This window comes from Qipengyuania sp. 902 (assembly GCF_051195295.1).
Lineage (GTDB): Bacteria > Pseudomonadota > Alphaproteobacteria > Sphingomonadales > Sphingomonadaceae > Qipengyuania.
In genome coordinates this window covers 23,955-35,498 of record NZ_JBNJLJ010000001.1, presented here as the reverse complement: position 1 = coordinate 35,498, position 11,544 = coordinate 23,955, and the positions used below count along the sequence as shown (strand labels likewise).

At 64.8% G+C, this 11,544-nt stretch carries 11 protein-coding genes; 4 read left to right on the top strand and 7 right to left on the bottom strand.

Annotated elements, in window-relative coordinates:
• Window position 1 precedes the first annotated feature (1 nt).
• The 5 genes from ACSH0F_RS00155 to ACSH0F_RS00135 form a co-directional block, all read right to left on the bottom strand.
• Complete coding sequence (locus ACSH0F_RS00155) at window positions 2-2,119, bottom strand: prolyl oligopeptidase family serine peptidase (RefSeq protein ID WP_435198761.1); 2,118 nt, start codon at window positions 2,117-2,119, stop codon at window positions 2-4.
• Between the two features lie 20 nt (window positions 2,120-2,139).
• A complete protein-coding gene (gene nadA, locus ACSH0F_RS00150) occupies window positions 2,140-3,126 on the bottom strand; it encodes a quinolinate synthase NadA (protein ID WP_435198759.1) in 987 nt (328 codons plus the stop codon).
• 66 nt (window positions 3,127-3,192) lie between these two features.
• Window positions 3,193-3,969 carry a hypothetical protein gene (locus ACSH0F_RS00145; RefSeq protein ID WP_435198757.1) on the bottom strand — a complete coding sequence of 259 codons (777 nt, stop codon included), beginning with the start codon at window positions 3,967-3,969 and terminating at the stop codon, window positions 3,193-3,195.
• Window positions 3,970-4,051: 82 nt separating this feature from the next.
• The gene (locus ACSH0F_RS00140) at window positions 4,052-4,750 is read right to left on the bottom strand and encodes a DUF4230 domain-containing protein (protein ID WP_435198755.1); all 699 of its coding nucleotides are present in this window, start codon (window positions 4,748-4,750) and stop codon (window positions 4,052-4,054) included.
• Window positions 4,735-5,607, bottom strand: coding sequence for an MBL fold metallo-hydrolase (locus ACSH0F_RS00135; RefSeq protein WP_435198753.1), 873 nt, complete (start codon window positions 5,605-5,607; stop codon window positions 4,735-4,737). Before ACSH0F_RS00135 ends, ACSH0F_RS00140 begins: the two co-directional genes overlap by 16 nt.
• Window positions 5,608-5,669: 62 nt before the next feature.
• Here ACSH0F_RS00135 and ACSH0F_RS00130 point away from each other — a divergent pair, with 62 nt between their 5' ends.
• Window positions 5,670-7,133: a glycerol kinase gene (locus ACSH0F_RS00130; RefSeq protein WP_435198751.1), complete on the top strand. Its 1,464-nt coding sequence runs from the start codon at window positions 5,670-5,672 to the stop codon at window positions 7,131-7,133.
• On the opposite strand, the gene ACSH0F_RS00125 is transcribed toward ACSH0F_RS00130, so the two are convergent.
• Both ACSH0F_RS00125 and ACSH0F_RS00120 read right to left on the bottom strand, forming a co-directional pair.
• Window positions 7,134-7,595 carry a DUF1465 family protein gene (locus ACSH0F_RS00125; protein ID WP_435198749.1) on the bottom strand — a complete coding sequence of 154 codons (462 nt, stop codon included), beginning with the start codon at window positions 7,593-7,595 and terminating at the stop codon, window positions 7,134-7,136.
• Between the two features lie 90 nt (window positions 7,596-7,685).
• Window positions 7,686-7,895, bottom strand: a complete 210-nt coding sequence (locus ACSH0F_RS00120; protein ID WP_435198747.1) for a YdcH family protein — start codon at window positions 7,893-7,895, stop codon at window positions 7,686-7,688.
• 152 nt (window positions 7,896-8,047) lie between these two features.
• Here ACSH0F_RS00120 and ACSH0F_RS00115 point away from each other — a divergent pair, with 152 nt between their 5' ends.
• The 3 genes from ACSH0F_RS00115 to ACSH0F_RS00105 all read left to right on the top strand — a co-directional run bounded on the left by ACSH0F_RS00115 (window position 8,048) and on the right by ACSH0F_RS00105 (window position 11,540).
• The gene (locus tag ACSH0F_RS00115) at window positions 8,048-8,203 is read left to right on the top strand and encodes a DUF465 domain-containing protein (RefSeq protein ID WP_278327557.1); all 156 of its coding nucleotides are present in this window, start codon (window positions 8,048-8,050) and stop codon (window positions 8,201-8,203) included.
• A 70-nt stretch (window positions 8,204-8,273) separates the two neighbouring features.
• Complete coding sequence (ptsP, locus tag ACSH0F_RS00110; protein WP_435198745.1) at window positions 8,274-10,544, top strand: phosphoenolpyruvate--protein phosphotransferase; 2,271 nt, start codon at window positions 8,274-8,276, stop codon at window positions 10,542-10,544.
• 159 nt (window positions 10,545-10,703) lie between these two features.
• Window positions 10,704-11,540: a helix-turn-helix domain-containing protein gene (locus tag ACSH0F_RS00105; protein ID WP_435198743.1), complete on the top strand. Its 837-nt coding sequence runs from the start codon at window positions 10,704-10,706 to the stop codon at window positions 11,538-11,540.
• The last annotated feature ends 4 nt before the right edge of the window (window positions 11,541-11,544 follow it).

The following is an 11,544-nucleotide window of genomic DNA, read 5'->3' as shown; positions in this document are numbered from 1 at the left end:
CCTACTCCGCTTCGTCGCCGATCTCGCGATTGAGGAAGGCGAGCAGCATGGCTGCGCGCTTCGCATCTTCCTCGCGGTCCGCGCCGACCGAATGCCCGCCCTCGATCGCTTCGCGATAGTAGAACGGCTGGCCAAAGGCTTCGAGCTTTGCAGCGGCCTTGCGCGCATGGCCCGGGTGGACCCGGTCGTCCAGCGTCGAGAGGTAATAGAACACCGCCGGATAATCGGGATCGGGCCGCATGTTCTGGTAGGGCGACCACTCGCGCATGAAAGCCCAGTCTTCCTGTACGTCGGGATTGCCGTATTCCGCCATCCAGGATGCGCCCGCCAGCAGCTTGTTGTACCGCCGCATGTCGATCAGCGGACTGCCGGAGATAATCGCGCCATAGAGGTCGGGGCGCTGGTTCGCGACCGCGCCCACCAGCACGCCGCCGTTCGAGCGGCCAGACGCGGCGATCTTGCCGGGCGCGGCGAGCCGCTGCGCCACGAGATCGTCGGCGACGGCGTGGAAATCGTCGAAGCTGTTCTGCCGCTTCTCGCGCAGCGCATCTTCGTGCCAGCGCGGGCCGTACTCGCCGCCGCCACGGATGTTGGCGAGCACATAGGCATTGCCGCTTTCGAGCCAGAACAGCGAGAGCGGCCCGCTGCGATAGGGTTCGGCAGTGAGATACTTGGGCGTCTGCGCCGCGCGAAAGCCGCCATAGGCATGGATCAGCGTGGGTAGAGGACCTTCCGCGCCCTTGGGCCGCGCGAGGTAGTAGGGAACCCGCGTCCCGTCCTTCGAGGTGGCGAAGCGCTGCTCCACGGTGAAACGGCTCGCATCGAACTGCGCCGGCACGGAAGCGATCCGCTTTGCCGCGCCGTCCCGCGGCACCGCCCACAGGGTCGGCGGGGTGAGCATGCTTTCGATTGTCACGAACACGGTATCGCCCTTGCCGGTGGTATTGGCGATCTGGATCGTGCTGTTGTCGGGCAGGTCCATGTCGCGGTTGAACCATCCGGGATAGCCGGGGCGGACCTCGATCAGCTTGCCCGACACATCGTCGAGCACTTTAACCCACAGGGTATTCTCCGAGGTCGCAACCTCTTCGACCGCCTGCGTTTCGCTGGGCGAAAACACGACGAAAGGCTCGGCCGACTTGCCGTCGAGCACGTCTTGCAGCGGCCAGGCGACCAGCCAACCGCCCTCGGCCTCCCGATTGCGGGTCATGAGCGGCGAATTGAGCTTGGCGATGACATGGCCGTCGAGCACCGCTTCGAATTCGGCATCTTCGGGTAGCGGCAGCGGAACGGTGCTGCCGTCCTCGCGCACGAGCGAATAGTTCGCCGTCCAGAAGCTCGGCCCCCGCCGAATGAAGCGCCAGCGCGTATCGCCGTCGAGCACGGAGAAGCCGGAAATGCTGACGTCTGTCTGCTCGCCCTCTGCGATCTGGCGCGCGGAAGCGAAGTCGGTCCCGCGCTCCCACAATTTCACGAGACGCGGATAGCCGGAGTCGGTCAGCGAGCCTTCACCCTCGTCGGTGCCGACGAACAGCGTGTCCTCGTCGAACCACGCGACATTCGACTTGGCTTCGGGTAGGGTGAAGCCGTCGTCGACGAACGTGCCGGTGGTGATATCGAATTCGCGCACCACGTCGGCATCGGTGCCGCCGGGGCTGAGCGAGATCAGGCAGCGCTCATAGTCGGGCGCGAGGCAGTTCGCGCCGTGCCAGACCCAGCTTTCGCCTTCGTCGCGGCCGAGCTGGTCGACATCGATCAGCGTGCGCCACTCGGGCGCGCCTGCCATGTAGCTTTCGAGGCTTGCGATGCGCCACAGCCCGCGCGGATTGTCCGCATCGCGCCACAGATTGGTGACCATGTTGCCCTGGATCGCGTCGGGCATGGCGATCTGGCGATCGTCGTCGAGAATCTGCTTCGCCCAGGCCCGCGCGACCGGATATTCGGGCGTCGCGGTGAGCACGGCCTCCGTATCCGCATTCCACTCGCGCACCTGCTCCAGCGCCTTCTCGCCCTGGATCTCTTCCAGCCAGATGTAAGGATCCTCGGCATCGGTTTCCTGCGCCAGTGCGGGAGACGATGCAAAAACGAGCGCGGTAGCGAGCGCCAGACGTGCCATCATGTAGGTATTCTCCGTAAAACTCAGACCCTGCCCAGATCGCCCTTGCCGATCGTGCCGCTTGCCATTTCGAGCATTTTGTCGAGGCTCTGCTTGGCCTTGAGGCGCAGGCCTTCCTCGATCTCGATGCGCGGTTCGAGGTCGCGCAGGCAGGCGTACATCTTCTCCATGGTGTTCAGCGCCATGTAGGGGCAGATGTTGCAGCTGCAGTTGCCGTCAGCACCGGGCGCGCCGATGAAGGTCTTGTCCGGCAACGCCTTTTCCATCTGGTGGATGATATGCGGCTCGGTCGCGACGATCAGCGTGTCGCCTTCGAAGGTCTTGGCATATTGCAGGATGCCGCTGGTCGAGCCGACGTAGTCCGCATGGTCGATGATCGTCGGCGGGCATTCGGGGTGCGCGACCACGGGCGCATCGGGATGCTGGCCCTTCAGCTTGAGCAGTTCGGTTTCGCTGAAGGCCTCGTGCACGATGCACACGCCCGGCCACAGCAGCATTTCGCGGCCGAACTTCCGGCTCATATAGCTGCCGAGGTGCCGGTCGGGGCCGAAGATGATCTTCTGGTCTTCGGGGATCTGGCTGATGATCGTTTCCGCGCTGGAACTGGTGACGATCACGTCGCTCAATGCCTTCACCTCGGTCGAGCAGTTGATATAGGTCAGCGCGATATGATCGGGGTGCTTCTCGCGGAAGGCCTTGAATTTTTCGGGCGGGCAGCTGTCTTCGAGGCTGCAGCCGGCGTCCATGTCGGGCAGGACGACGATCTTTTCCGGGCTCAGGATCTTGGCGGTATCGGCCATGAACTTCACGCCGCAGAACACGATCACGTCGGCGTCGGTTTCGGCGGCCTTGCGGCTCAGCTCCAGGCTGTCGCCGACGAAATCCGCGATGTCCTGGATATCGGCGGTCTGGTAGTAATGGGCGAGGATGATCGCGTTCTTCTCCTTGCGGAGGCGATCGATGGCGGCGAGCAGGTCTTCGCCGGTCGGAAGGTCGGTCTGGGCGGTCATGTAGGGTCCCGTCTGCTGCGTTTGAGGGCGCTTATAAAGCGAACGGACGGGAAGGCGAGGGCGTTCCTACATTGTGAAGCCGGGTGGAAGGAAAGCCTCCATCGGCCGCTCGGCGCCGGGCGTTCCGGCGATCAACTGCTCGGTCAGGCCGATGCCGAACGGGCTGTAGGCCAGCGCCAGCGATAGCAAGAAGACGCCTGCGTAGATGCCCAGGCCCCACCAATAGGCGGGATGCACCCAGCCCTGCGTGCGCTTGTCGGCGATCATGCCGATGACCGGGAAGATCATCGTGACCATGACGGTAATGGTCCAGGCATTCGGGATCATCAGCGGCAGCGGGAGCAGGCGGCCGAGGCCCGGCCCGGTCAGGATCGCCATGGCGCAAAGCATCAGGCGGCGATGCCAGCCGGTATAGCGCCGCCGCATCAGCCCCCACCACGCGAGGCCGCCGAAGCACCACAGCGTCATGATGTTGCTCCACAGGAACTCGCTGACATGGAAGAAGAACGGCCCGCCGGTGCGCCGCGCGACGACCACCATGGCCACCGTACCGAATACGACCATCAGCGGCACCCAGAGATAGGCGACTTTCCCGAATTTCGCATGAAGCGGCCAATTGCCTGTCGACGCGGTCACATGCTGGGCAAGGTAGATGCCGATCCACGCCATAAAGACCACCGCGTGGACATGATAGGCCAGCGGCACGGCGAAGCTCGACCGGCCCATGGCGATGTTAAGGCTGAAGCCCGCCACGATAATGAACGACATGACGAATGCCATGATCGTGAAGAAGCGCGCATTGCCGCGCGCCCGTCCGCCGGTCTCGATTGCGGCTGTCGCCATGGTGCTCGATCTCCCCCCGGGATGTGCCAAGCGACCTGTTCTGTTTGGTAAGAGTTATGCCGCGCCGCGCGGAAAAATCAATTTAGGGCGTGTCTTCGCCTTCGAAGCGGACATTGACCGTCACATCGCCATAGCCTGCGACCTGCAGCGGGATGGCGAGGTTCTGGCGCACCGCATCCTTGGCCGCCTGCCGGGCGAGACCCAGCACTTCGGGGTTCTTGGCGAAAGCAACAGCCTTGCGCTCGGCTTGCTCGGAGTTGTTGCGGGCAAGATCGGTGCTGGCATCGCGCGTCACCCAAGTGCCTTCGGTGAAGACCTTCTGCTGCGCCTCGTCGAGATTGGGGCGCGAGATGCGCAATTGCGGCAGTGTCACGTCGAGCGTTTCGGTGCGCTCGTTCCAGAGGAAGTCCTCGCGGTCCATGCCCGACAGATCGAGCCGGTATTCGACGCTCGCCGGGACGATGGCCGCCTGACGACTGGTCAGCACGTCGACGCCCATGATGCCGCGCCGATCCTCGCTCTCGGCCACGACTTCGAAGCGCGAAGAGAAGACCGTCAGCGAATTCTGCTTTTCGAAGGCGAGCATCGCACTGCCCACCGGGTCGCCTTCCTCTTCGTAGAAAAAGGCCCGCCATGCGAGCCATGCGCTGGCCGCCAGAAGGACGATCACGATCATCCACGGGAAAGCCTGCGCACGGGCCAGCGGGGTATCGTGCCGCAGGCCGGGAGAGATCGAGCTGCGCTCGTCGGTTCTCAAATCGCTTTTCAGATCGTTCGCCATTGCTCGCCAGAACGTGCGACCTGCCCGCGGCGTTCCAGATCGAGCAGATGCGCGGTCACCGACATTTCCGCTGCCTTGTGCAGCTTAGGGTCGAGTCCCTTGTACATTTTCGGCACGAACTCGCTTGCGCGGAGCGGACCTTCGCCGAGCAGGCGCAGGATCTGGTTCTCGCGCTGGCGACGATGGCCGATCATCCCGCGCACCAGCTGGCGCGGTTTCTCTACCGCTTCGCCATGCGCGGGATAGAACACCGTATCCTCGCGCCCGTAGAGCTTCTCGAGGCTCAGCATGTAATCGCCCATGTCGCCGTCGGGCGGGATCACGACGCTGGTCGACCAGCCCATGATATGATCGCCGGTGAACAGCGCACCGCTTTCCTCCAGCGCGAAGCAGAGGTGGTTGGAAACGTGGCCAGGTGTGGCCACTGCGGTCAGCGTCCAGCCGGGGCCGGTCATCTGCTCGCCGTCTTCCATCACCCGGTCGGGCTCGTAAGTGCGGTCGAAAGCGGCATCGGCGCGCGGGCCGCTGTCGTCCAGCACCAGCGGCGCGCAACCGACTATGGGCGCGCCGGTCCGCCTGGCGAGCGGCGTGGCGGCAGGCGAATGGTCGCGGTGCGTATGCGTGCACATGATCGCGCAGACATGTTCTTCGCCGATCGCGGCGTCGAGCGCGAGCAGGTGCTCCTCCTCGTCCGGGCCCGGGTCGATCACCGCGCAGCCGTCGCCGAGGCCGACGATGTAGGTCTGCGTTCCGGTATAGGTATAGGGCGAGGGGTTGGGCGCGAGCACCCGGCGCACCAGCGGTTCGAGCTGCATCGCTTCGCCGGTCGGCCAGGGTTTGGGGGGAGGGCCTGCCATGGCCTTGCATATGGGGCTTCGGATGCGCCATGTCACCTCCCGCCGCATGCAAGGGAGAGAGCATGGCCGACCGCATCCTCGTACTCGACGCCGGAACCACCTCGACCCGCGCGATGATTTTCGCACCCGACGGGACGATGGAAGCGGTGGAGCAGGCAGAGATCACGCAATACTACCCCCAGCCCGGCTGGGTCGAGCACGATGCGGCGGAAATCTGGGACAAGACGCTCGCCTGCGCGCGGCAGGTCGTGGGCGAGGCGCCGGGGCGGATCGCGGCCATCGGAATCACCAACCAGCGCGAAACGGTGGTGCCGTGGGACAGAAATTCGGGTGCACCGCTGGCGCGGGCGATCGTGTGGCAGGACCGGCGCACCGCCGCATTCTGCGCCGACATGAAAAGTTACGGCCATGAGGAAGGCGTGCAACAGCGCACCGGCTTGCTGCTCGATCCCTATTTCTCCGGTACCAAGATGCGCTGGTTGCTCGACCATGACGAGGCGGTGCGAGCGGCTTCGCAGCGGGGCGATCTGGCCTTCGGTACGGTCGAAAGCTGGCTGGTCTACAAGCTGTCGGGCGGCGCGCATGTGAGCGATGCCAGCAACGCCAGCCGCACGCTGCTGCTCTCACTCGACAGCGCACAGTTCGACGAGGAGTTGTGCGAACTGTTCGGCGTGCCGCGCGCCGCACTGCCGCAGGTGGTGGACACGCACGGGGCCATCGCGACCGCGCAGACGCAATGTCTACGTGCGGAAATCCCGATCTGCGGTCTGGCGGGCGACCAGCAGTCGGCGACTATCGGGCAGGGCTGCCTGGCCTTCGGGGAAACCAAGGCGACCTATGGCACTGGGGCGTTCGTGTTGACCAACAAGGGGCAGGACATCCCGCGCTCCGACAATCGGCTGCTGGGCACCGTACTCTATCAGGAAGGTGGCCAGCGGACCTATGCGATAGAGGGCGCGTGCTTCGTCGCGGGCAGCCTCGTCCAGTACCTGCGCGACCAGCTTGGCCTGATCGGATCGGCGGCGGAAACGGAGGAGCTTGCCCGCTCGATCGAGAGCAGCGGCGAGGTGGTGATCGTCCCGGCCTTGGCAGGCCTGGGCGCACCGCATTGGAAGCCCGATGCGCGCGGAGTGATATCGGGGCTCAGCTTCGCCAGTGGCCGCGCACAGATCGCCCGCGCCGCGCTGGAGGCGATGGCGCACCAGACGCACGATCTCGCCAGCGCCTTCGCTGCCGACGGTGCGCCGTGGTCGACGCTGCGGATCGACGGCGGGATGAGCGCGAACGACTGGATGGCGCAGGACCTCGCGAACATCCTCGACATCGCAGTCGAGCGGCCCGTTTTCGTTGAAACGACCGCGCTGGGCGCTGCCATTCTCGCGGCCGTGGGAGCTGGATTGTATCCGACACTGGCCGCTGCGGCGGACGCCATGCGTGGCCAAGGGCGCTGCTTCACGCCAGATATGTCTGAGGATGTGCGCGAAGCGAGGCTCGCCCGTTATGCACGGGCGCTCGCCGCCGCGTAATCAGCCGCCACCGCCAAAGGCCTGCGCGAGGCGGTCCTGCATGGCCTGGACCGGTGCATCTGCCTGTTCTTCCGCGCGTCGCATCTCCCGGTCCAGCCGGGCTACACGGGCGTGAAGGTCTTCGCTTTCGCGAATGAGGGCGCGGGTTTCCGGCTCCAGCGCTTCGAGATTGGCGGGATCGGCACTGCGCTCTTCCGGCAATTCGTTATGGCGTGCGAGCTGCGCGGCGGAGAGTTCGCCCGCCAGATACGCCCGCTGGTTAAGCAGCCAGGCGAGCACATGCATGACCCGCGTGGTCGTCCGCAGCCCCTCGATCGAAAGAGCAATCTTGAGGCTGTCGCTGGCGTTGTCGCCCTTCTCGCCGATCCGCAGGTCGAACACGGCGCGTGCATCGTCGGCCAGCAGCAGGGCTTCGGAATACAGATCCTCGATGATCTCGTGATTTATGTTGCGAGCAGACATTGCGTCTCGACTACGCTTGCGGCCCAATAGTGACCAGCGCGTTTACCATGATGTCTCTCGGCGGCACGATCAACCGCGGCCTGCAGGCGGTCAGGCGATGATATCGGGCAGCAAGGTATCCTCGATGATGGCGATACGATCTTTAAGCTGCAACTTGCGCTTTTTCAGCCGGGCGATCTGCAACTGGTCGACGAAGCCGCCGCCATCGCCGGCAACGGACAGGGCCGCTATGGCGGCATCGAGATCGCGATGCTCGCTCCGCAACATCTCCAGCCTCTTGCGCAGCTCCTGCTCGTTCACGTCCGTCCTTCCCGCATGTCGTTTCGTCGCATGGCCCGCAGTTGGGCCTTTGTAAATCGGCAATACTATGATCACATAATGGTCACGCGGCCCGTGCCGCACAGCACGAGTCGCTTCTTGGGGTCGCGTTAAACCCGTAAGGAGACAGACTGATGCAATCATCCCATGTCGATGCGCTCAAAGCCAAGCACGCCGGTCTCGAGGCCCGCCTGCATGCGGAACAGATAAGGCCGGCACCCGACGTAGCGATGATCCAGCAGATCAAGAAGCAGAAGCTCAAGATCAAGGAAGAGCTCGCGAGCTGCTGATCCTGCACCAGGCGGAGGCGGGGTGTACGCCCCGCTTTCGCCGAGCTGGGGTTTTGCTATAGGCAAGGGCATGTCCGCTGCCGCATCCGCCCGCCAGATCCTAACTCGCCTGCACGAAATCATGGCCGGGCGCACTCACGCCCAGCACAAGCTCGATCGTGTGGTCGAGGTTATCGCGGAAAGCCTCGATAGCGAGGTCTGCTCGATCTACCTGCTGCGCGAAGGCGCGCTGGAGCTGTTCGCGACGCAGGGTCTGAACCCGAGCGCCGTCCACGTTACCCGTATGGCGGTGGGCGAGGGCCTGACCGGCACGATCGCAAAGAATATTGAAACGCTCAACCTCGCCGAGGCGAAAGCGCATCCCGATTTTCTCTATCGCCCCGAAACGGGCGAGGAGAAGTTCCACTCCTTCGCCGGCGTTCCCATCGTCTATCGCGAGCGTGCAGTGGGCGTGTTGTGCGTCCAGCATGTCGAGCCGCGGCGTTACGAAGATGTCGAGATCGAGGCGCTGCAGACGACCGCGATGATCCTGTCCGAACTGATCGCCCACAAGGAATTGGTCGACGACGAGGAAGCGATCGACTTCGGCGAAGCGCATACCGAGACCGAGGTGATCGAGGGGCTGACGCTGGTGAAGGGCCTCGCTTCGGGCAGGGCCGTTTTCCACCAGCCGCGTATCGAGATCGACCAGGTGGTGGCCGAGGATATCGAGGCCGAGCGCCAGCGCGTCTATCGCGCCTTCGACAAGATGCGCGAACAGATCGACGCGCTGGGCAAGGAGCCCGAATTTGGCAAGGGCGGCGAGCATGTCGAGGTGCTCGAGACCTACAAGATGTTCGCCTATGACGAAGGCTGGAGCCGCCGGATCAACGAGGCGATCGACAGTGGGCTGACGGCCGAGGCGGCGATCGAGCGCGTTCAGCAGCGCACCCGGATGCGCATGCGCGAGATCGACGATCCGCTGCTCGCCGACCGGATGCACGATTTGGAGGACCTTTCGAACAGGTTGCTGCGGATCGTCTCGGGCCAGCTCGGCACGGCGGCGACGCAAGGGTTGCGACGCGATTCCATCCTGATCGCGCGCAACCTCGGCCCGGCGGAACTGCTCGAATATGACCGTCGCCGTCTCAAGGGCGTTGTGCTGGAAGAAGGATCGCTCACCGCGCATGTGGTAATCGTGGCGCGGGCGATGGGCATTCCTGTGCTGGGCCGCGCAGACGGCGTGCGTGCGCGGGTGAGCGAGGGCGATGAAATCCTGCTCGACGCGGACAAGGCGACTGTGACGCTACGGCCCGGCGCGGCCTTGATGGACGCCTTCGAAGCCCGGTTCGTCAAGAAGCGCGAGCAGCAGGCGACCTACGCCGAACTGCGCGCTGTCGAACCCTTCACGCGCGACGGCACGCGCATCACGGTGATGATGAACGCCGGCCTGCGCGACGATATGAGCATGCTGCAGCTGACCGGTGCCGACGGCGTCGGTCTGTTTCGCACCGAGTTCCAGTTCCTCGTGTCCGCCACTTTGCCGCAGCGCGACCGGCAGTTGCGGCTCTACCGCGATGTGCTCGACGCGGCGGGCGACAAGCCGGTCATTTTCCGCACGGTCGATATCGGTGGCGACAAGGCGGTGCCTTATCTGAACACGCAGATCGGCGAGCGGGACGAGAATCCCGCCATGGGCTGGCGCGCCCTGCGTTTGTCGCTGGAGCGCGAAGGCTTATTGAAGGCGCAGGCGCGTGCCTTGCTGGAGGCGGCCGCCGGGCGGCAGCTTTCGGTGATGTTCCCGATGGTTTCCGAACCGTGGGAATTCGATGCGGCGAAAGCGGTGTTCGAAAACCAGCTCGCCTTTCTGCGCGAACGGCGTCACGTCGTGCCGGAAACGATCGAATATGGCTGCATGCTCGAGGTTCCGGCGCTGGCCGAATGCCTCGACGCGCTGGTGCCGCGCCTGTCGTTCATCTCGGTCGGGACCAACGACCTCACCCAGTTCCTCTTCGCCGCGGACCGCGCAAATCCCAAGCTGGCCGAGCGGTACGACTGGCTCAGCCCGGCGATCCTGCGCTTCCTCAAGCGGGTCTCGGATACCGTCGTCGGCCAGCCGGTCAGGATCGGCGTGTGCGGCGAAATGGGTGGGCGCAGGCTGGAAGCGATCGCCTTGCTCGGCATCGGCTATCGCCGCCTCTCGATCACGCCGGCTGCGGTCGGTCCCATCAAGGAGCTGGTGCGCAAGATCGACCTGAAGGAAATTACCGAGCAGATGTCGCAGTGGCTGCTCAATCCGCCGCCCGACATGCGAGCCGCACTCAAGGCTTGGGCCGAGAAACGCGATATCGAGGTCGACTGAGCGTATCTGTTTAATTTCGTCGCGCATGCGGCGCGGCTCGCCGGTTTGCTCGGAGCATGCTACAGGCTGTGCTTGACAGCCGCAGGGCTGCGCCGCTTTCAGCGGCAAGACGGAAAATGAGGGCGGCACCAAGCCGCACGGTCGCCAATCGGGATTTGCATGGAAGATAACGAAACTGTCGATGAACCGGCGCCCGTCGCCTCGACCGAGACGGTAGGAGCCAGGCTACGCGCGGCGCGCGAAGCTGCAGGGTACGAACTCGAGCAGGTAGCGGCGGAGACCCGCATCCCGCACCGGCACCTCGTCTCCATCGAGGCCGACGATTTCGCGGCGCTGCCATCTCGCACCTACGCCATTGGCTTCAGCCGGACCTACGCACGCGCCGTCGGTCTCGACGAGCAGGAGATTATCAGCCAGGTCCGCGAACAGCTTGCCTCGGGCGACGGCGGGGAGCGCATGGCGCCTGCCAAGTTCGAGCCAGGCGATCCGGCGCGCGTCCCCGGGCGCGGCCTCGCGTGGTTCGGGCTGATCGCGGCGCTGTTGCTGGTCGGCGGCATCTTCGCATTCTATCGCAGCTATCTCGCCCCCGGCATCGGTCCGGCACCGCTGCAAGACGAAACCGAGCAGGTCGCCGCGGCCGAGGCTGCGCCGACCGCCACGCCGACGCAGGCGGTTCCCTCGGGCCCGGTCGTCTTCACCAACGGCATGGAAGGCACCTGGGTGCGTTTCTACGATGGCGAGGGTGAGACGCTGTTCGAAGGAATCATGGCCGAAGGTGACACCTATACGGTACCGGAGGATGCCAGCGAGCCGCAGATCCGCACGGGGCGCCCCTATGCCTTCACGATCACCGTGGGCGGGCGCAGCGTGCTGAAAATCTCGGAAGAGGACGAGGTCGTCAGCGACGTTCCTGTGGACGCGGAATCGCTGGCGCAGCGCAGCGCCGCTCCGGCGGCGGAACCGACTGCTACGGCGACTGCAACGCCCGCGACCTGATTTT